Source organism: Gordonia sp. CPCC 206044 (assembly GCF_048537895.1).
Lineage (GTDB): Bacteria > Actinomycetota > Actinomycetes > Mycobacteriales > Mycobacteriaceae > Gordonia.
In genome coordinates this window covers 1-21,084 of sequence record NZ_JBCLVL010000026.1, presented here as the reverse complement: position 1 = coordinate 21,084, position 21,084 = coordinate 1, and the positions used below count along the sequence as shown (strand labels likewise).

The following is a 21,084-nucleotide window of genomic DNA, read 5'->3' as shown; positions in this document are numbered from 1 at the left end:
CGGGACTGGCGGCTGCATCGTCGCTCGACACCTCCGGGCGCGTGTCGGATGACCGCCGCCGAGCGCCCCGAGGTCTCCGCGTGGCGCAGCCTCGTCGATGCCCTGCAGTCGGCCGGAGAACAGATCGCTGACCAGACCGCCGACCTCGACCCGGCCGAACAAGCCGACGGCTTCCGCGCGTTGCTGCGCGGACTCACCAACCAACTCGGCCGATTCGAGGTCGACCGGGAACGTCCGGAGTTGGTGGCGTTCAACGGATGGCGCGAGAAGTTCCTGATGGACAATCCCGACTTCCGGTACTGGTTCGCAGACCTGCGATCGGACCGGCGCTATCGCATCCGAGGCAGCAGGGGAGATGCGACATATCTGTCGATCACCGCGTACGCGAGAAAAGGCGGTCTGGGCGCCGAGGCCACCGCTCGCCTCGACAGTGACGCGATGACGTTCGGCCCCGACGGGGAGTTCGAGGTGACACTCGGTGGCGATGCGCCGAGCGCGGGGAACTGGCTGGACCTGACCGATCGAACGAGTGTGCTGTGGGTGCGGTTCTTCCACGACGATGTCACAACCGACCGGATGGGAAGCTGCACAATCGAACCCATCGACGATCCGGGACCGGCCATTGCGCCGGACCCGTCTGTGCTCGGCGCCCGCATCGAACGCCTCGGTGCGACGATGCGTCTGCTCCCGCAGATATTCGCGGGTTCCACGACGGACGAACGTGAGTCGCCGAACACCATCCGGCACTGGTCGGAGATGGATGGTGGGGCGGTGTTCACCGAACCAGGCATCCACTACCTGCGTGGCGGATGGCAGCTCGGACCCGACGAAGCGCTGGTCATCGAGGGCGATCTGGTTGGTTGTCGATACTGGAACATATTGGCCTACAGCAGATTTCTGAACTCGCTCGACTATCGAAGTCGGCCAGTCTCCTACACCGGGGCCACCGCGACGATCCGGGACGGGCGGTACCGGTTCGTCCTGGCGGCGCAACCACCGGCGTCCGGTGACTGGCTGGACACCGAAGGACGTCCGTTCGGCGTCGTCGTCCTCCGCTTCCTCGCACCTGAGCGCACGCCCGACCTACCGAGCGTGCGGCGCGTGCGTCTCGACGATCTGAGAGGTTGATGATGGCATCCTGGACCCCGCCGGCGAGATCTGATGCAGCACAGTCGGTGTACGCCGACGCCGAGGTGGACCGGCAACGAAACCCTGGTCGATATTGCCTCGGCGCCGAGGCCGCCGAGATCGTGATCGACCGTGTGGCAGCACGATACGACGTTGCTGCCCTCGGCGATCCGAACGGATGGAAACCCGGACTGGAGCACTATCTGGCCTCGGCTGAGGAGGACGGACGCCTGAACGCGTTCGGTGCCCGGACCGCCCAGGACACCGCCACCGCAAAGCTCGGCGCCCGGGCGGCCACGGCCCGGTATGTCGCGGCGAGACCAGACGTCGCCGATCGTGCGGTACGACCACCCATCGTCATCATCGGCGGCTGGCGTACCGGCACGACGTTCCTGTTCCGCCTGCTGGCGCGTGATCATCGATTGCGCGCGCCGCTGCCTGCCGAACTGTATGCGCCGTGGCGGATGGCCGATGCCGATGCCGAGGAGCGGGAGCGTCGGATCGACGCCAGCGGTGCCGGACACGAACTGTTGCACACACTCAATCCCACGATGGCCGCCGTCCACGATTCCGGTGCGCGTCTTCCCGAGGAGTGCGTGCTCGCCATGGGGACGACGCTGCGCAACTGGGCGTTCAGCTCCACCACCCGGCTCGATTCCTACGCGCAATGGTTGGCGGGCCAGGACTTCCACGACGAGTACACGGCGCACCGGTTGGTGCTCCAGATGCTCGACGACCACACCGACCGCCGCTGGCTGCTGAAGGCGCCGGCGCACACCGCCGAACCCTCGTCGCTGGCCGCCGCCTATCCGGGGGCGGTGATCGTCCATCTCCATCGCGACATCGTCGAGACGGTGGCCTCCGGAGCCAGCCTGTTCGCGACCTACCGGTCGACGTACAGCGACGAGGTCGACGGCACCGACGTCGGCCGCTTCCAGACCGAGCAGACCGAACTGTGGTTGCGGCGCGCGATGGCATTCCGGGACTCCGCAGCGGCGCAGGACGTCACCTGTCTCGACGTCCGGTATGCAGATCTGGTGGCCGACACATCGTCGACGGTGCGCCACATCTACGAGGCCGCCGACATCGATCCACCCGACGTCGACGCGATGATTGCCGAACATCATGCTGCCCAGCCACGTGGCGGCAAGGGCCGACACCGGTACGGTCCGGAACAGTTCGGCATCGTCGAGGGTGAACTACGGGAGCGGATGGCGTTCTATCCCTTCGGGTAGGGGCGTGGGTAATTGAGGCGGATGCCCCAAGCGATCAGGTGGGCCTGCGTCCGACACTGAAGCCATGAACACGAAATCACCCCGGCAGGTGGTGGCCGACCTGCAAGCACATCCTGAGCTGGCCACAGGTTCCGACGAACGATTCGCCGGATACGGCGTCATGGGAATGCCCTTCGCAACAGGGCACTACCTTGCGCTTCGAGACATGGTGGCCAGCTCCATCGGTCCGTCCTTCAGGTCGGTCTGGCATCGAGACCCGGAGGGCCAGTGGACGTTTCACACAACGATCGATCCCGAGCGGAGCTGCCCACGCTATTTCGGCTCGGACGGAGCGGTCAAACGGGTCGGGCAGATCACGCTCGACTGGGCGGACGACTGGACCTTGGAAGTCGGCGTCGACGATGCGCTGCGCTGGCGGATCGAACTCGGGGCCTCGCCGGCCACACGGATGATGACATCTATGGGTGCCGCCCTGCCGAGCGGTGCCTGGAACAGCACAGCGGTACTGGGATCGATGGGCCCCATGGCGCGTGCGGTTCTCCGGTCCGGGCGTATCCGGTTGTGCGGTGAGACGCCGAACGGGCCCCGGTACCGGGCGGCACCGCTGCACGTGTGGCGTGTGACGAACAGCCGAGCGCACGATCGCACCGAGACATTCGGTGCGCCGGCGCCGCTCGATGTGCCGATCCGGCTGGGCGACTTCTGGCTTCCGCAGCGGGGCTTGTTCTTCGTCGGCAGAGCACGTTTCACCCAAGCCGATGCGGTGGCCGGCCGTGAACCCACCGAACGGGCGGCGGTGCGCGGATGATCGCGGCCTCCCGCGGTGAGTTCCCGATGCTGGTGCCCGGCGTTCCTCAACGCGGAGTGCCCGGGGCGGTCGGGTGACATCGGCGGGACCGAGCGCGACAATGAACGGCATGACCGGGCCCTTGCCGCCCCGACGCGTCGAGGTGTTGGCCGGGCTTTCCGTCGCCATCGACCTCGGGCTCGGTCAACCCGCCGAGCACATGTTGCGCTCCGCGGTCATCGCCTGCCGGCTGTCGGATCGGCTGGGCCTGAGCCGAGAACAGCGAGCCACGATCTACTACTCGACGCTGGTGATGTGGATCGGATGCCACGCCGATTCGCAGGAGTATGCCCGCTGGTTCGGCGACGACATCGCCGTTCGACGCGATGCCTATCTCGTCGACTGGTCGGGTCTCCCGTACCTGCGATTCCTGGTCGGAAACGTCGGTCGGGGCGAACCTCTCGGCCGGCGGCTCAAGACGATGACCGATCTGTTCCGCAATGCACGCGGTCAGATCGCCCTGCTGGTGCACTCGCATTGCATGTCGGCCGCGGCGTTGGCCCGTCACATGGGGCTGGGCGCCGACGTCGAGCAGGCAATTGCCCATACCTTCGAGAGATTCGACGGTGGGGGCCTGCCCGGCGGAGTGTCCGGGACCGACATCCCGATCGAGATGAGAGTCGCGCAACTCGCCGACACCGCGGAAGTGCACCATCGGATCTACGGTGTCGACGGCGCGGTCGCGATGGTGCGGAATCGTCGCGGAGGGCATTTCGATCCCGACATCGTCGACGCATTCGTTGCCGACCCCGATGCCTTGTTCCTCGGTGTCGCCGACGATCCGTGGGAGCAGGCACTGTGGGCGGCTCCCGACTCCGACACCCGCCTCGACGGCGCCGGACTGGATGACTTGCTGGTCGCCATCGGCGACTTCGCGGATCTGAAATGCCCCTGTGCACTGGGGCATTCGCGGGGAGTGGCGGCACTGGCCGAGGGCGCGGCGGTGCGGCTGGGGCTGTCGGAGGCCGACGTGGACACGGTCCGCCGGGCAGGGTTTCTGCACGACGTCGGTCGGATCGGGGTCTCCAACCAGATCTGGTCGAAGGCCGGTGAACTCACCGCCGCCGAATGGGAACGTGTCCGGATGCACCCCTATCTGACCGACCGGGTGCTGACCCGAATCCCGGGGTTGCGTGAGGTGGCGTCGGTGGCGCGTTCGCATCACGAGCACCTCGACGGCACCGGGTATCCGTTGGGGATGAGCGGTACCGCGTTGGGGCGGCCCGAGCGTGTGCTCGCCGCCGCCGTGGCCTACCAGTCGGCGCGGGAGCCGCGGCCGTATCGGGAGGCGCTGTCGGTGTCCGACGCCGCCGACCGTCTCGAACGTCGAGCCAGTGCCGGAGCGCTCGACGTCGATTGCATCGACGCCGTGCTCGCCGTCGCCGGCCATTCGCGGCCGCGCGCACGCCGGACCGACACTCTCACGCCACGCGAGACCGAGATCCTCGGTCTGGTCGCGCGCGGCATGTCCAACCGCGAGATCGCGTCCCGGCTCGTGCTGAGCGAGAAGACGGTCCGCAACCACGTCGAACGGACGTACGCCAAGATCGGCGCATCGAACCGAGTGGGTGCCAGCCTCTACGCGCTGCAGAACGGTCTCGCCGGGCCGGGGGATGGGTGATGGCGCTGTCGCGGCTGCTCGGGCGGCCGTGGCGCGATGCCTTCGGTTTGGTTTGAGCTGGGCCTTCTGCCGCTGCGGGGCACATGGTGATGGTGGAGCCGATGACGGGAATCGAACCCGCGTATTCAGCTTGGGAAGGATTCACGCACTCGCACCGATTCCGCTGGTAAGCGACGTTTTCCGCCGTCTACCAGGGCAAACACTATCACGCCGTGGCGAATACTGGTGAATACTGGTGAACACGTAGGTTGGGCGCAAGTGGGCAGACGGGGGCAGATTGGGCACGCGAGGGCACGCCCTGCGGACCGGGAGCAACCCGATTTAGACGAAGCAGTTCTTCGCCTTAGAGTCCCTTCGTGGGATCGCTCGCCACACCCATAGCAAGCGATCCCGCCCCGTCGGCCGACGTGCCGTCTACCGTGAGGATCGGTCGACGACCGTCGGCCGTCGGGATACGCAGCGCCGGGACGACTACCCGTCCCGGCGCTGCGGTCCCGGAAGTCCGCAACAGTCGATCTGTGCGACGGATTGACGAACTGGACGAGGATCTTGTTCACGGACACGAGGGCGGCGTACGCCTCACGGAGGTATCGGTTTCCGGGGAGCGACTACCACGCCCCGACGCGCGACACTGATTCCGCCGATATCCGGGAACATGTCGGGGCGGCGTGGTCCGATCGAGGGTATGAGAGACGCTTTCGGCAACGACTTCGATCCCACACAGGAACTTCTCCTTGAGGACAGCACCGACGGCCAGGACCGCAGCGCGGCGCGTCAACGGTTCGCGTCGCTATTCGAGCCGAGCACCGACGACGACAAGCGCCGGAATCCGCAGGCGAGCGCACGCGCTACGAATACGCTCACGACGCCGCGCCCCGATCGGCACACCCCGGCCGCCGGTGTGTACCACGGGACAGCGATCGAGGTCGACGGCACGGTAGCGTCGTATCCGCTCCCGGACCTCACGGAGCAACTACTAGAGTCCGGAATCGGTATCGAGGATGCCCTAGTCGACCCGCACAGCGCAGCAACGATTCTGCGGCACGGGAACGACCCGTTCGCCGTCGCCGTGTTCGCCGACCAGCAAGGCGCACGGAACGACTACTTCGAGTCGCTGCGGGATCGGTTACACCTATCCGGCGCGCCGACAGTAGTTTTCGGGCGCGTCGTTCTGTGTCGATTCGATCCGGCCGCAGCGGGCGGCGTCGGTGCGCTGGTCGATCTGTCGACGAACACGGCGACCGTGGTACGGAAGTACGTCGACAGCGTTCGGTCGGCGCAGGGCGAGGCGGCGGCGCGGCACCGGATCGAGCAAGGTCGACCCACCGACGGTATTCCGCGCGTCGCACCGGACTAGAACGTGTTACAGCCGCGGGGCTCGCCGGCGTCGACATAACCGCAGGTCAAAGCAATATTTGAGGACACGCGCCCGGGTAGAACAGGTTATCGTTTCGACGATCGCAGCGGCCGACTTGCGGAAGGAATCGCGAATCTGCTTGTAACGCAGGTCAATTCAGCACCGGTCGATCCCGCGTGATGTGTCGCCATATCCGGTACGCGGCGTCAACGTCCCCGGCGGCGGTGTGGGCAGACCCGTTCGGCGGGAGTCGCAGCGCGGCAAGACAATTCGCGAGTCCGCCGGGATCGTAGCCGAGGAACCCGTACGTGAGCGCTTCCGCGCAGCGTGTCCGATGATCCCACAGCGGACCGTCTAGCAACCGTTCCAGGAACCCGGCATCGAACGATACAACCGCGCCGAACAGAGTGGGTCGGTGTCCGCCGTCGTCGCGACGGAGTAGGAACCGCAGGTGATCGGCCAGCGCTGCGGCCGACAGCGCGTGATCCGGGTCGTAGCGCCGAGAGTGATCCTGTTGGAACGACTCCGGTAGATCCGCGATCAGCGACGTGTCGTGTTCCACGAACGCCGAGAACGTCGGGGAGACTTCGCCGTTCGGTTCGATCCGGCGCACCGCGATTTCCCAGATGTGATGTACCTGCGGATCGAGTCCGGTCGTTTCGAGGTCCACGACGACGACGGCGCGGGGAGGTTTCGTTTCCATGTATTCGGTTGTCTTTCAGTCGTATTCGTTGGCGAGGCTTGCGAGGCGGCGGCCGAAGTCCTGCCAGACCACCGCGCCGACTTGAACATTCGGGTCGATCTGCGGACGCGCAGGCGGGCGACGAATGCCCGCAACGATTTTCGCCGGTCCCGGCGTCCAGTTGCGCGTAATCTCACGTTCCCGTTTCTGTGCGATTTCACCCCACGCGATCGCGTGAGGTCCGCATAGACCGTGTAGTTGCTGAACCGCGCGGCGGTCGCGGGAGTGATGCCGCTGCACCGATTTCCAGTGCTTCGCAACTATCCCGTTCAGTGCATCGAACTGCCGCCGGATTTCCGAAAGTCGTTGGTCCGTAATCTGATCCGACACGGATACGGTAGGGCGGCGGTTCAGGTGAGACAGCAGAGTACGCGCCGTCTTCACTACGGTTTGCGCGTCGGCGATTTCGCGCGAATGCTTCACTACGGATCGTTCCTCTACCAACCCGTTCGGACCGGACAGGTAGCCGACACGTCGGCGTCCGGCAACGTCGAGCGCTTGCACGTCCCGGCGTATCCGATCAACCCGCGAGCGATCGGCGCGTAGATCGAGCTTGAACAGCCGAACGGCGTCGGCGTATCGCTTCTTGAGTTCTACGGCCGCTTCTTCCGCCCTGCGGCCCTTCACAATCGACAGGCTGTCCGGGAGATCCCTATATCGGCGTGAGGTTCGCATGATTCGATCATGACACGCCTACCCGACACCTTCGCGCCTTTCGTCACTGTGACGCTTCCCGTCGTCGATACTCGATCACATGAGGCAGCAACCACGCCGCAGGCGGCAAGCCAGCATAGACGACGACACCCCGGAAGCGGCCCGACGGCGCGCAGCGGAACGACAGCGCCGACGACAGCGCGACGCCGCACGCAAGGCGGCCGGACAAGTCCCGTGGGGCGGACAGTCGGCAACGGAACTGATCCGCCGGACTCTCATGTTGCACGCCGGACCGACCGGCGGCGCGCGGTGTCACCTGTGCGCGATCGGACCGGCCGACGCGCCGGACCTTGGATTCGCCGAGCGCGTACCCGGTTGGCGCGCACACGATTACGTCGGACCGGAAGCGGATTCAGCGGACCACATCAAACCACGCGCAAAGGGCGGAACGAACGTCATCGGAAACCTTGCACCCGTTCACACCGGATGCAACAGTGCTCGCCGGGACATGGATCTAGACGAATGGTTCGCGCGGCATCCTGTCCGTCCGGGCGACCCTTCCCGCAACCGTCAAGACGACCGCGCCCGCAACCGTCGACACCGCCGACACCTAGATACGCGACCAGCGCCATTAGGTACCAGGACAGAGACGCCAGGACAGCGGAGCCTACCGCCGTCGCGACGATGGTACGGCTAATCGGCTGTGAGACAGTCGAATTGGTCGACTCGATCCGTTCCGATCGGGTCGACTCGATTCGCTCCCGTCAATCGGGCGAAACCCGTTGCGTTTCCGAAGGTTCCAGATTCTTCCCGGAAATTCAGCCGTTTTCAGTTTCGGTCGTTCGTCTTCCGTTTCAATCCCGTTGTGTCCGGGCCGGTTTCCGAAGGTCCTGTGTAACCGGGAGGGAAACGATGTCGCTGGATGCTCCGGCTATCGTTTTGCACCTAAAAAAGACGCTTTGACGAATGGAATCCGTTGTGTGCGTTCTGCATTCGTCTTCCGTGTTCTGTTGTCGCGCTTGCGGTTCGATTCGATTGTTCGAATCCTGTTGCGTTCGTTGGTACTTCGTTGTGTTCGTTGTTGTGTATCGGTTCGGTTCCGCCGATTCGGTTGTTCTACGTTTCGTTCGATCGCAGCGTTGCGTAACCAACTGATCCATAGGTGGGAGTACCAACGGCTCAGCCGTGGTGCGAACAGGGGGCAGCGCGCGGCACAGCTAAGGGCGCTGGTCGCTTTGGCGGGTATGCGGTTGTCCAGACGGACCGTATCACGTTCGACCGAATCGACCGGCGCGCCGTCGGCCGGACCGGTTACGACACAGCGGTTACGACACTTACGACACGGCGGTGTCGTATCCGCGCGGCCGGGTTGACCTGCGGATACGACACCGTTACGACACTTACGACACTGATTCACGCACCACTAGGGGGCGGGATCAGAACGGCGGTTCGTCGTCGTATGCGTCCGGCGGACCGGACGGGGCGGGGTGCGAGCGATCCGACGGCGCAGCGATCGGATGCACGGTGCGCGCCTTGATCTTTATCCGGGACTTCGGGGAGCCGTCCCGGCCGGTCCATTGGTCCGTGACCAGTTCGCCGGACACAGCGACCATCGAACCCTTGCCGACCGCCGCAGCGATCACCGGTGCGTTCGAGCCGAACAGTTCGGCGTCCACGAACAGAGAGCCTGTGTTCACCCACCGGCCCGACTGCTGATCCCACCGCGAGGCATTCGCAGCGAGACGCAGCGCGAGGACGTGACCGCCGTTCGGGTTGCGGTCGGACGGGGCAAGTTCGGTCACCTTGGGATCGGCCGTCAACCGGAAGACGTGAGATATCGACGGGAGCATATAGGGATTCCTTCCAGGGGAGCTAACCGCCGTCGGCCGGACCGGTTACGACACAGCGGTTACGACACTTACGACACGGCGGTGTCGTATCCGCGCGGCCGGGTTGACCTGCGGATACGACACCGTTACGACACTTACGACACAGTTTCACCCCCCACTAGGGGCGGCGTCGCCGTCGTCGTCGGGATCGGGAAACCGTGGGTCCGGGAGTGGTGAATACATCCCGCGCTTGACGCGCATAATCCGGTTCTTCTTATACAGGCGATCGAGGTACTTGCTCGCCACGTTCGCTGTCATCGACAGCGCCGACGCGACTTCGCGAGGCTCAACAACGCTGTGCGAGTTAACGAACCGCAGTACGTCCGTGGTGCGATCCGACATACCGCTTACATCGGTGTCGCGCTCCCGCAGCGTTGCGGCGGCGTCGGCAAGGTCCGAACCGTCGAGAGTCCAACGGCCGTCAATCAATCGCAGCGCGTACGCGCCTTCCCGCACGTCCCTTCCAGTGACGTTTAGAACGGCGTTGTCTTCGTTGCGCTTTCGCGACAGCACCAACACGAAATCAGCGGCGGCCGGTAGACCCGCTGTGCCGCTCACGTCGTGCATGAAATCGTCGCTGGTCGCCTTGCGCGTATGGTGCACGACCAACAGAGACGAACCCGGTACGGCGTCAACCAACCGTTTCAGTGCTACGCCAGTGCGGTAATCAGCGGCGAACGCATCTTCTCCGGGAGCCTTCGACGGTTTGATACGTCCGAACGTGTCGACGATTACCAGCGGCTTACGCTCACCAAACCGGACCAGAAACGCGGCTATCGCGTCGTGCGCTTCCCGCACGTTCGCAATGTCGACGATTACGTACATGTCGCCGGGAAGCGGTGCGCACTGCATGATCTGTCGGAATCGTTCCTGTAGGCGGCGGTGTCCGTCTTCGAGGGCGAGGTACAGCACCGGTCGTTGCGCGACGGGGAGCCTTCCGAGCGCGTGACCGCTTGCGGCGCAGGCTAATCCGATTTCGGCGACCATCCACGACTTGCCCGCTTTCGGTGGCGCGGCTACGATCCCGAACCCTTCGGGCAGTAGATCAGGAATCATCCATTCGACCGGCGGGAAGTCCTGTTCATCGAGCCACTGCGCACTAACCATCCGGCTATCGAGCCAGCGGCGCATAACGTCCGCAGGCGTAGACACCGAATCAAGCTCTCCCGCAAACAGTTTGGCGATTTCGTCCGGGTCTAGCGGGAATCCGGTAGCGGCGTCGTCGGACGCTGCGGCGTCGTTGTCGGCGTCGTTGTGTTCGTCGTCCGGCTTGTCGGTCCGGCCGTCGTCGTTGGCGCTCACAGGATCACGCCCTTGTCTCGCAGCCACAGGGCGGCGGCGCGGGAATCAGGGTTGCGCCACAGGGCGACGGCGATCGGCCGGGGCACGTCGGTAACCGTGCCCTCCCGGATCGCGTCGGCGTTCGCCGTGACCCACTCGATCACCTGTTCCGGCGACGCCGGAATGTCCCGGCGTCGAGGCTTAACGGGAGCCTCTACCACCGCAGCGGAACCGATAGCTCCGGGAGTCGCATCGCGATTATCGCGCTGGTCGTCGCGGCCGTGATCCTGGTCATGCGGGGGACATTCACCGTTGCTGTCTAGATCGACTTCGACGGCATCGGATTCGATCTGCTGGAGTCCCGCGTGCACGGTAGGCGGGAGAGCCTTGCTTGCACGCTCCCGCGCTGCGGCGGCCAGTTCGCGACTACCCACGATCAGACGTAACAGGGTGTCGTTCTGCGCAGCGGGTCCGCGCGCAGCGCTACAGGTGGGACCGCAGGCGAGCGGGTCGGCGTGACCGCAGGCGAGCGGGGGCAACCGCCGCGCAGCGTCTCGCCGTCGGCGTTGCTGGTCGGCGTAGTTTCGACGGTCGGCGTCGAGTGCGCTATTATCGGCTTGCACTGATCCGATTCCCTTCATTTAGGCGTGAGTGGAAGACGACGAACCCGGCCCGGCATCCTTTCGAGGGTGTCGGGCCGGTGTCGTATCCGCTGGATGAAATGTGTTGCGCGCCGGTCCTTTTCGTGGCACCGATCCGACGACGCGCAGGCGGGTACTACCGGCCCGGTCCTAGACGCCGAGCGAATCGAGCCAGGTTGCGGCGTAGTCCCTGCGGGTCCGGCCGTCCGGTCCGACGGCGTTCACTGCGCGTTCGGCCGCTACGAACGCGATCGCGTCGGCGCAGCGCTCGCAGCAACGGACCGCAGGCAGACCGGCGACCGGGCGACGGTTCGCAGCACGTAGCGCGTTGTCGGTCCGGTCGTAGCTCCCGCAATCGCAGGTGTACTGTGCGCGGTCCCGCGCGTCGGCGTCGGCAACCTGCGCGCGGTGCTTCGCAGCATCGAGCCGCGCCAGGTGGGTACACATGTCCACAGCGTTCGGCGGCCAGTTGGCGCCACCCGGTGAGCACGCGGCACTTACCGACTGCGCGAACGTCGATTCCACCCGGACCCGGCCGGACGGATCGGCAACGTATTTCAGCGCTTCGTTCCGGCCGATCCCGAACCGCTGGCAGTAGTCGGCAAGGATGGTTTCCCGTTCGGCGTCTAGAGCCTGATCGGTCAACAGGATTCGGAGCGAATCCTGATACGCGGTCGGGTTGATCCGATCGAGCGGCTTTCGGTACCAGTCGATCAGTGCGGCCGGGACGTGCCAGAAACTACCGGCGTCAGCGTGACCGGCCGGGAGGTCGACCAGGGCGGCGGAAGTGTCGATATCGGTTGTCATGATTGACGATTCCTTTCGTCGGAAGAATTTGCGCACGCCGAATCACCCGTTCGCCGGGACGGCCGAACGGGGCTTCTTCTTCGCGGTGCGGTTGGCGGTTTCCGTGCCGCGCGTGCGGCCGGGATTGTGTCGACGCCGGTCGCCGGGGGCGGCCATAGACCCTGTGTCGGGATCGACTTCTACCGGGTAATCGAGGATCAGCGCATCGAGATCCGCACGCGGAATACGCAGTGCGCGAGTGCTTCCCGCGAGGCGGTAGGCGCGAACCCGGCCGTCTTTGACGAACCGGGTCAACTGTGTGCGACTCGATCGGACGTAGGCAACGGCTTCGTCGAAATCGAGCCAGGGGGAACCGTCGTCGTCGGGCGCGGCGGTGTCGAGAGGTTCGGCGGTAGTCACCGATGATTCGCTTTCCAGCACGGAACGCGCAGGCACACAAGGGATTACGGGATTGTGCGTGTTCCTGTCGGCGCAGTGTGCGCGATCGCGGTCCGTGCCTTCGACAGCGGTCCGCCGCAGCGCGAAACCGGGATCCGGGAGGGAAGGGTTACGGTCCTACCCGCACGGAGCGTTTCCGGGGCACTGATCGGGGAGCCGAACTAGGCGTGAAAGGTTCAGGCGGCCGACAGGATCGCGGCGGGCGGTGCGAGTGGGGAGGTGACGGCGCGGCGGTTATCAGCCAGCGCCAGAGGAACTACGTGTTCGAGGACTGCGCGGTGTCGATCGCGGTCCCGGCGTTCGGTGGCATCGGCGGTCAACCGGGCGACCTGCGCGAGAGAGGACAGGATCAGGGCGGCCACGGCCGCGCCGAGCGAGGACAGCGCGCGGGCGGCGGCGGCCAGGACAGCGGCGTAATCGTCGCGGTCGGAGGCGGTGGCGAACGCCGTAGCGAACGATCGAATTGCGACGGCCGACGCGATCAGGGCGGACCTGTTGCCGGCCCGTGCGGCGCGGTCGATCCGCGCTGCTACCCCGAAGTCGGCAAGGATCGCAGCGCCGACGCCGGACCGGCGGACCGCCCCGTGTGGGGCGGTCCGCTGCGGACCCGGCGTCGTTCTACTCATCAGTTCGTGTATACACCATTGACGGCCAGCGGCTACGCCGATCGCGCCATAGTCGACAGCCGCGCGGCTAGCTCCCGGTCGCGCTGGTCGGAACTGTGCTGGTAGATCAGGGCAGCATCGGCGCTCGCGTGTCCGATTCGCGCCTGTAGCTCCCGTGTGGTAGCGCCACTGCGGGCGGCCATTGTCGCAGCGAAATGACGCAAGTCGTACCAGCGCAGCGCGGGGCGGCCAATTGCCTTGCGCGCCTTATGAAATGGCCGGTTGCGGTGTCCATCGAGGACCGGGGAGCCGTCGGCGCGGGCGAACACTAGCGCGGCCGGATCGGGGTCCGGATAGCGTTCCAGGTGATCGGCGAGGATCTGGGTTACGTGCGGCGGAAGATGCACGATCCGTTGTCCCGCAGCGGTTTTCGGTGGTCCGTAGCTGTGGAACTTTCCTTCGATCACGACCAGGGACCGCACGACGGACACCGCCCCGGCGGTGAGGTCGACGTGTTCGCGATCGAGTGCGAACAGTTCGCTAGGGCGCAGGCCGGACCACGCGGCTACGTGGATCGCGGCCGACAAGTGGTCCGGCATTTCGAGGGCGAGGCGGTACACGTCGCCCGGTTCGATCAGTGGACGTTCAGCGGCACGGGAGAGTCCCGCGCGGGCGATCCGGCAAGGATTGGACCGAATCAGACCGTCGTCGGTCGCGGTGCTGAACACAACGCGAGTGAACCGATAGGCTTGCGCCGCTTGCGTTTTCCCGTTCCCGGTCGGTGCTCCCGATTTCGGCGCAGGCGGGGGCGATCCTGCGGCGGCGTACAGTTCGTGCACCTTGGGCGACATGCGCCCGCGCGGCTTGATCCGCACCCCGGCGGCGTCGAGGGCGGCGCGTCCGGCCGGTGTCGTCGCCCATATCCGGGCGGGGTCGCGACGATCGAGCCGACCGGCGGTCCGATGCGCTGCGGATCGGGCGGACGCATCGACGACGGCGGCGTACCACTTGCGGATCAGGGCCGGATCTACCCGGCCGACTTCGAGGATTCCGAGATGCATCGTTCCGCCGTCGATCGGTAGCGGGGTGTCGATCCACCGCCGCAGGATCGAGCGATAGAGGGCGACCGTCCGGGGTGCGAGGTCACGGCGGGAGTTGATCCAATCGTGAGCGTAGGCGCTCACTGTGACGGCGGATCGTTCCGGCGCTACCCACGTCCCGGCGAGCATCGAGCCGCGCACGGATGCGAGGAAATCGTTCGCTTCCGTTTTCGTCGCGAACGTGCGGGGTGCGGATCGGCGGACGCCGGAACCGTCGGAGTAGCGGACTTGGTAGCGGCCGGACTTGAGGCGGCGCGTACTGCCAAAGGTGGAATTGGACACGGGTGTTCTCCGGTTGACGTTGGGCACAGTTGGGCACACGGAACCGTGATTGAGTGCGTGCGCCCGTCCCGCTGCCGTAACGTCAACCCGAACCCGTAATACGGGTTGACCAGCGAAAACAGAGCCGGTGAGGGGAATCGAACCCCCGCTTCAACCTTGGGAAGGTTGCGCGCTGCCATTACGCCACACCGGCATTATTCAATTTGCGCCGACTGCTTGGGAAGCTGATGTTCTGCCATTGAACTACATCGGCGTGCGAGGCGAACCTCGCGACCGACAGCCTAGCAAACGCTTGGCGGACTGTGCGCGGGGACACCTCGGGGTGGGTGTTTGTGTTCTGCTCCGGAAGTCGGAGCAGAACACAAACAGCGTGTGTCACCAGCGGGCGGCGGCGGCCGAGACGCGCTTCTTGGCGGCCGGCGTGGGTGCCGGGCGCTTGTCCTCGGCGAGGCACATCGACCGAAGGACGTTGTGGTACACCACGAGTCCGTACAGGTTCGGCGCGCCCAGGATGCCGGTGGACCGCGGCAACATGTCGGCGGTGATGCCCAGACCCGGGAGCAGTTCGTTCAACATCGAGGCGGTCGGGTCGGTGCCGCCGTACTGCCACGCCAATTCCACCATGTGGGTGGTGAGGGCGTAGGCGTAGTACGCCGCGGTCAGCGTCTTGGTCACCGTCAGATCGGACAGCGGAACGGTCGCCCGGAAGTCCGCCTTCTGACCACGGTTGTGATTGAGACCGATGACGATGTCCATCGGAGCGCCGCCGACGAACGGGATGATGGTGCCGATCTGCGAGACAATGCCCTCGCCGGTGCTGAAGTCCGACGGATCTGCCGGGATCAGGTTCTGGTGGACCCGGGTGTGCCGCATGAAGTCCTGGAGCTGACGGTTCATCGCGGCGATCTGCCGGTCGGTCGCCGGATTCGCGGAGATCGCCTGCAGATAGTTCGACGTGCGGGTCACGATGCGCGTCAACGGGATTCCGGAGATCGGGGGACAGCTGTCGGAGTCGGCGAGCGCCACCTGCCCGGCGATATCGGAGATGATGCCGGGCACCTGCCCGGCGAAGCGGAGATCCTTGACCGGCTTGCCCGCCCGCTCCTTCTGCGAACGCGTCACCGAGACGATGCACGCATCGACGAGTTTCTGGCTGATCGATTTGTACAGCTGGGTCGCGATCAGCACACCGAACATGATCGGCAGGGTGATCAAGGTCCCCACCGTGAGCGGTCCGGCGATGGTCGCGATGCTCGGCATGGTCCGGCGGGCCACGGTGAGCGGCACCATCACGGTGACATAGAGGTACAGCCACACCGACTCGACGGCCTGTGCGACGGTCAGGTCCTCCACCGGGATGGCCGTTCCGGCCCGGCCTTCACGCACGTTGATCAGCTGCGTGACGACCCACTGCGAGATCGGATCCCGGTAGGTCATCACCGGGTCCTTGTCGTCGGCACCGAGATCGTACGGATGATTCGACACCGCGAGCGTGGAGATGTGCGCGCCCTGCATGTCGCGGTGCGCCCGGCTCTTGATGGAGGCCTGCTCGTTCTTGATCTCCGGCGGCATCATCGGCAGCAGGGAATCGAACACCGCGTCGTACACGGCGCCGAGGGTGGCGAACCGTGAGCCCACACATTCGGTGGGTTCATCCCGCGCAGCCTGCGCGGACGGTGTCACCGGCGCCGCCGAGGCGAGCGCGCCCACACCTCGTTCGCCGCCGAACGACAGCACCACACTCACCACCGCGGCGACCGAGATGGCCACCACAACTGATCTACGCCTCGCGATCCCCACCACGAAACCCGACCGGCCCGACTGTTCCAGACCCATCTGTCTTCCCCGTCCCCACCTTGCCGATACCCGTTGACGAGCAACGACATCCGTATGCTGTTGTGGTCGCGATCGGTCACGTCAGGGCCACGCGGCGATCACGGCAAGACGTCACATTAGAGACATCGAATCGGATTTGACCATAGTTGAACCCAACTCGCTTGCAGTTGGTTGCATCTCGGCCATATTCCCGACATCAAGTGGTTCAGCTACCCTCACAAACGTGCTGCTCTCCGATCGCGACATCCGTGCCGAGCTCGCCGGCGGTCGGTTGGGTCTCGACCCATTCGACCCAGCCCTGGTCCAGCCGTCCAGCATCGACGTGCGTCTCGACAGCCTCTTCCGGGTGTTCAACAACACCCGCTACACCCACATCGACCCTGCCAAACGCCAGGACGAGCTGACCAGCCTCGTCGAACCCGGCGAGGGTGAGCCGTTCGTGCTGCATCCCGGCGAGTTCGTCCTCGGGTCGACCCTCGAGGTCTGTTCGCTTCCAGACGATCTGGCGGGGCGGCTGGAGGGCAAGTCGTCGCTGGGGCGGCTGGGACTGTTGACCCACTCGACGGCTGGATTCATCGACCCCGGGTTCTCCGGGCACATCACGCTCGAGTTGTCGAACGTCGCGAATCTGCCGATCACCCTGTGGCCGGGCATGAAAATCGGTCAGCTGTGCCTGATCCGACTGTCGAGCCCGTCGGAGAACCCGTACGGCAGTGCGACGGTGGGGTCGAAATACCAGGGTCAGCGCGGTCCGACCCCATCGAAGGCCTACCTCAACTTCTCCGTCTCGGGAGACGCCGAACGACCCCAGCGCTCCGACTGACCTGTCGGCCGGGTCGGTTCTTGTTCACCACTTCGATCCCGACAGGCCACGTCGTGGTGGCGCCGATGCAGGAAACCCCGCGTACTCACTGAGTCATGAAGCTCACGGTGATCGGCTGCGGATATCTCGGCGCGACCCACGCAGCATGTATGGCGGAACTCGGTCACGACGTACTCGGCGTGGACGTGGACACCGAGAAGGTGGCCCGCCTACAGGCCGGCGACGTCCCGTTCTTCGAGCCCGGTCTGGCGGACGTACTGCGCCGCAATCTCGCCGCAGGCCGGCTGCGGTTCACCTCGGATCATCGAGATGCCGCCTCGTTCGCGGCGGTGCACTTCCTCGGAGTCGGCACGCCGCAACAGCGTGGCGGCTACGGCGTCGATCTGCGCCACGTCGAGGCGGCCGTCGACGCGTTGATCCCGCTTCTGCGGGGAGATCATCTGCTCATCGGGAAATCGACCGTCCCGGTGGGGACCGCAGCGGCGCTCGCGCAGCGCGCAGCGGTGATCGCAGCCCCCGGCAGCCACATCGAATTGGCTTGGAGCCCCGAGTTTCTGCGAGAAGGTTTCGCCGTCGAGGACACCCTCTCGCCGGATCGGTTGGTCCTCGGCACCGACCCCGACGGCGACTCCGGCTGGGCCGACGAAGTCGTCGTGGAGATATACCGTGACATCCTGCAGGCGGGCACACCCTTCATCCGAACCGACTGGGCAACCGCGGAACTCGTGAAAGTGTCGGCCAATGCCTTTCTGGCCACCAAGATCTCGTTCATCAACGCCATCAGCGAGATCTGCGAGGTCGTCGACGCCGACATCTCGACGCTGGCCGACGCAATCGGGTACGACCAGCGCATCGGTCGCCGATTCCTGAACGCCGGATTGGGTTTCGGCGGGGGATGCCTGCCCAAGGACATCCGCGGGTTCATGGCGCGGGCCGACGAGATCGGGGCGTCGCAGGCACTGCGCTTCCTCCGCGAGGTCGATTCGATCAACACCCGCCGACGGACCGCGATGGTCGATCTGGTCGCCGATGCCGTCGGCGGCGACGTGCTCGGTACCAACATCGCGGTCCTGGGGGCCGCATTCAAGCCCGAGAGCGACGACGTGCGTGATTCACCGGCACTCAACGTCGCCGGTCAACTCGCGCTGCGCGGCGCATCGGTCAGCGTGTTCGACCCGAAGGCCGCCGCGAACTCACAGCGGATGTATCCGATGCTCACCTACGCAGAGTCGGCTGCGTCGGCCTGTGAGGACGCCGATGCGGTGGTCGTGGCGACCGAGTGGGCCGAGTTCGTGCACATGGCACCTGACGAGCTCGCTGCCGTCCGGAACAAGGTCATCGTGGACGGCCGGCGCTGCCTTGACCCGTCGACCTGGCACGACGCCGGATGGCGATATCACTCGATCGGCGGCCCGATGCGTGCGGCACGGTCGCAACGGGCTCCGATCCCCGCTCGGACATCGGCATCGCCGCAGGTCGCGGAGGCAGTCGCGCCACCGGCACGATGACAGCGTGTTAGGGTTCGGGTGCACTGGGGGCTCGGGGCGAGCACCCGTTCGACACAGGGCACACAATCCAGATGACTGACGACGCGACAGACGACGGTCGCGCGGCCGAGGCCGCGACCGGTGATTTTGCGCGCCACGTGGACCCTGCACTTCTCGGTGACATCGCAGCGCGACAGCTCGCCCAGGGTGTTCATGCCGACCACCCCTTCCTGCTCGTCGACCTCGACGACGACGGACTGCGCGTCGGCGTCGTCGATCCCCGCACCGAGTTGATGACCGAGCGACGCGTGCCGGCCATCCGCCCCGCGGTGCTCGACCAATTGCTGGCCGATCACCTGGTCCGGACCGGTCGTGTGGCCGAGCCGGCCACCGAGACCTGGACGGCCGAACTCATCGAACTCGCCGCCCGAGCGCGTGCGCGACTCGCGACCGCCGACGGCACGTTCATCATGGGTCGGGCACATGTGAAGTTCTTCCGGGTGGCTCTGCGCGATCTCGACCAGGCATCGGCGGGGTTGGTCGCCGAGGTGGCCCGCATCGCCCAGGAACGCGCCTCGGCCATGCCGGGTGGCGTGACGTCGGTGGTGCTCGGTCCTGGTCACGGCGCGTGGCCGGGTCTACCGGTGGCGCTCGGTCAGCGCACCGCGGTGCCGGTCGTGGCCGTCGAGGCGAGGGCCGCGTCCACCGAGCAAGAGAATCAACACGACTCGGGCGACGAGGTGCCCATCGTGGTTCCGGACGCCGAGACGAATCCGGCGCGTGTTGCCGCGGATGCCCCGTCCGCTGCATCTGAGCCCTTCGCGACGCCTGACTTCTCCGACGCCGACGGGGTGATCCCGGGCGCCGACGACACGCCGACCCAACCGGCGCGAGCCATCGAGCCCGACACCGAACCGCAACCGGTGCTGCCCCGAGTGGAGTCCGGCGATTTTCCGGTCACGCGTGCCGTGGCAGCGCGGGGATCCTTGGACCTCGCCGAGCCGATCCCGGAAAACATTGCTGCGCAGTCACTTCCGGATTCTCCCGGATCGATGCCGTCGAACCCGCCGATGTGGCGGCAGACGAATCGACCAGTCGGTGAGTCCCATCCGGCCCCACCACCGTGGCCAGACGAGGACGAACCGCGTCCGATGCCCCGACCCCCGATGTCGGGTCCGCCGAGTGGCCCGCCGTCGGCGCGCAGTACAGGGTGGACGCCGAACCCGTCTGGGCAGTCGGCGATGCCGCGAGGCCCGGAGTCACGTGCGTACGACCCGCAACCGCAGCGATCGGCCGGGCCGGACTCGCGGGTTCAGCAGTCGGCGGCATCGCATCAGCCGCCGCCCACGTCGGCACCGAATCAGTCGCCGCCGGATCTGTTGCCGCCGGATCTGTTGCCACCGAATCAGTCAGGGCGGCAGCCGTCCGGATCGCGTCCGACGGCGCCGTATGCGCAGATGCCGCCCCCGTCGGCCGTGCGCGCCGACGATGACCTTGACGAGTCCACACCCGACGAGCCGCGCGACGTGTGGGCGACGGAATCGGTGTTCGCGGCACGGGAGTCCGATGATCCCGGCCAAGACGCGCCGCCGACGCCGCGTCGGCGTCTGCGACGGCCCGACCGGAAGCGGTTGCTGATCGGGGCGGTCGCGTTGTGCGCGGTGCTCGTCGTCGGCGTCTCGATCGCGCTCGCGGTCAGCGGAGGCGACTCGTCGTCGCAGCAGTCGGAAGACATGGCGGGCGGCGCGACGTCGTCGACGTCGTCGACCTACGCCGATCCGGCCGATTGGGCCGAGGCGCGTGTCCCCGCAGCGGTGTACACCCCGCCGCCTCCGCCGCCGGAGACGACCGACAGCGAAACCGGTACCACCACAACCGAAGAGCAGCGCCGACAGCAGCGGCAGCAGCAACAACAACAGCAGCCGCAGCGTCGTGCGCCTGCGCCGCCGCGCCTACCGCAAGTGCCGCGGACGTTCCCGAATCCGATCCCGGGGCTCCCGCCGATCGTCTTGCCGTGAGGTCGGGCGTGGGGTCTCGGGGTCCTGGGGTCTCGAGGTCTCGATACGCTCGCTCGGCTGGCGCCTCGCGGGCTACTCGACCAGCGGGGCGGCGGGGCGAGTGGGCTGCTTGACCAGCGGGGGTGGCGTACTCGACCGGGCTTGGGGTTTCGGGGTCTCGATACGCTCGCTCGGCTGGCGCCTCGCGGGCTACTCGACCAGCGGGGGTGGGGCGAGGCGAGTGGGCTAGTTGTACTGACCCGGGACGTTAAGTACGGCGGTCGGCGAGTCGACGTGACATAGGGAAGACCTCC

The 21,084-nt window shown here is 66.2% G+C and carries 19 protein-coding genes and 1 tRNA gene; 9 read left to right on the top strand and 11 right to left on the bottom strand.

Annotation, left to right across the window (positions count from 1 at the left end; all coding sequences use genetic code 11):
- Positions 1–48 precede the first annotated feature (48 nt).
- The 5 genes from AAFP35_RS25590 (at position 49) to AAFP35_RS25570 (ending at position 6,188) form a co-directional block, all read left to right on the top strand.
- A complete protein-coding gene (locus tag AAFP35_RS25590; RefSeq protein ID WP_419224502.1) occupies positions 49–1,128 on the top strand; it encodes a DUF1214 domain-containing protein in 1,080 nt (359 codons plus the stop codon).
- Between the two features lie 2 nt (positions 1,129–1,130).
- Positions 1,131–2,363 (top strand): sulfotransferase family protein, encoded by a 1,233-nt coding sequence (locus tag AAFP35_RS25585; protein WP_419224501.1) that lies wholly within the window; start codon positions 1,131–1,133, stop codon positions 2,361–2,363.
- Between the two features lie 64 nt (positions 2,364–2,427).
- Entirely contained in the window at positions 2,428–3,171 is a 744-nt protein-coding gene (locus AAFP35_RS25580) for a hypothetical protein (RefSeq protein ID WP_419224500.1), read from the top strand.
- A 109-nt stretch (positions 3,172–3,280) separates the two neighbouring features.
- Entirely contained in the window at positions 3,281–4,831 is a 1,551-nt protein-coding gene (locus AAFP35_RS25575; RefSeq protein WP_419224499.1) for an HD domain-containing phosphohydrolase, read from the top strand.
- 685 nt (positions 4,832–5,516) lie between these two features.
- Positions 5,517–6,188, top strand: a complete 672-nt coding sequence (locus tag AAFP35_RS25570; protein WP_419224498.1) for a hypothetical protein — start codon at positions 5,517–5,519, stop codon at positions 6,186–6,188.
- Positions 6,189–6,339: 151 nt separating this feature from the next.
- Here AAFP35_RS25570 and AAFP35_RS25565 read toward each other — a convergent pair whose 3' ends face one another.
- Positions 6,340–6,891 (bottom strand): 3'-5' exonuclease, encoded by a 552-nt coding sequence (locus AAFP35_RS25565; RefSeq protein WP_419224497.1) that lies wholly within the window; start codon positions 6,889–6,891, stop codon positions 6,340–6,342.
- A gap of 15 nt (positions 6,892–6,906) precedes the next feature.
- Entirely contained in the window at positions 6,907–7,605 is a 699-nt protein-coding gene (locus AAFP35_RS25560; protein ID WP_419224496.1) for a hypothetical protein, read from the bottom strand.
- Between the two features lie 79 nt (positions 7,606–7,684).
- Here AAFP35_RS25560 and AAFP35_RS25555 point away from each other — a divergent pair, with 79 nt between their 5' ends.
- Positions 7,685–8,281: an HNH endonuclease gene (locus AAFP35_RS25555; RefSeq protein ID WP_419224495.1), complete on the top strand. Its 597-nt coding sequence runs from the start codon at positions 7,685–7,687 to the stop codon at positions 8,279–8,281.
- Between the two features lie 739 nt (positions 8,282–9,020).
- Here the strand turns inward: AAFP35_RS25555 and AAFP35_RS25550 are convergent.
- From AAFP35_RS25550 to AAFP35_RS25510, 9 genes are all read right to left on the bottom strand, one after another.
- A complete protein-coding gene (locus tag AAFP35_RS25550) occupies positions 9,021–9,434 on the bottom strand; it encodes a single-stranded DNA-binding protein (protein ID WP_419224494.1) in 414 nt (137 codons plus the stop codon).
- Between the two features lie 147 nt (positions 9,435–9,581).
- Positions 9,582–10,775, bottom strand: coding sequence for an AAA family ATPase (locus AAFP35_RS25545; RefSeq protein ID WP_419224493.1), 1,194 nt, complete (start codon positions 10,773–10,775; stop codon positions 9,582–9,584).
- Positions 10,772–11,188 (bottom strand): hypothetical protein, encoded by a 417-nt coding sequence (locus AAFP35_RS25540; RefSeq protein WP_419224492.1) that lies wholly within the window; start codon positions 11,186–11,188, stop codon positions 10,772–10,774. The genes AAFP35_RS25545 and AAFP35_RS25540 overlap by 4 nt, the downstream gene beginning before the upstream one ends.
- Before the next feature lie 357 nt (positions 11,189–11,545).
- Positions 11,546–12,202, bottom strand: coding sequence for a hypothetical protein (locus tag AAFP35_RS25535; RefSeq protein WP_419224491.1), 657 nt, complete (start codon positions 12,200–12,202; stop codon positions 11,546–11,548).
- 42 nt (positions 12,203–12,244) lie between these two features.
- Positions 12,245–12,601, bottom strand: coding sequence for a helix-turn-helix domain-containing protein (locus AAFP35_RS25530; protein ID WP_419224490.1), 357 nt, complete (start codon positions 12,599–12,601; stop codon positions 12,245–12,247).
- A 215-nt stretch (positions 12,602–12,816) separates the two neighbouring features.
- Positions 12,817–13,266: a hypothetical protein gene (locus tag AAFP35_RS25525; protein ID WP_419224489.1), complete on the bottom strand. Its 450-nt coding sequence runs from the start codon at positions 13,264–13,266 to the stop codon at positions 12,817–12,819.
- Between the two features lie 32 nt (positions 13,267–13,298).
- Complete coding sequence (locus tag AAFP35_RS25520; RefSeq protein ID WP_419224488.1) at positions 13,299–14,627, bottom strand: tyrosine-type recombinase/integrase; 1,329 nt, start codon at positions 14,625–14,627, stop codon at positions 13,299–13,301.
- Positions 14,628–14,749: 122 nt separating this feature from the next.
- Positions 14,750–14,820, bottom strand: a tRNA-Gly gene (locus AAFP35_RS25515).
- Between the two features lie 182 nt (positions 14,821–15,002).
- On the bottom strand, positions 15,003–16,463 hold the full coding sequence (locus tag AAFP35_RS25510) for a hypothetical protein (RefSeq protein ID WP_419224487.1): 1,461 nt from the start codon (positions 16,461–16,463) through the stop codon (positions 15,003–15,005).
- Between the two features lie 223 nt (positions 16,464–16,686).
- Here AAFP35_RS25510 and dcd point away from each other — a divergent pair, with 223 nt between their 5' ends.
- The 3 genes from dcd (at position 16,687) to AAFP35_RS25495 (ending at position 20,791) form a co-directional block, all read left to right on the top strand.
- Positions 16,687–17,286: a dCTP deaminase gene (dcd, locus tag AAFP35_RS25505; RefSeq protein ID WP_419224486.1), complete on the top strand. Its 600-nt coding sequence runs from the start codon at positions 16,687–16,689 to the stop codon at positions 17,284–17,286.
- A 95-nt stretch (positions 17,287–17,381) separates the two neighbouring features.
- Positions 17,382–18,794: a UDP-glucose dehydrogenase family protein gene (locus tag AAFP35_RS25500; RefSeq protein ID WP_419224485.1), complete on the top strand. Its 1,413-nt coding sequence runs from the start codon at positions 17,382–17,384 to the stop codon at positions 18,792–18,794.
- 71 nt (positions 18,795–18,865) lie between these two features.
- Positions 18,866–20,791, top strand: coding sequence for a hypothetical protein (locus AAFP35_RS25495; protein ID WP_419224484.1), 1,926 nt, complete (start codon positions 18,866–18,868; stop codon positions 20,789–20,791).
- Positions 20,792–21,084: the final 293 nt, after the last annotated feature.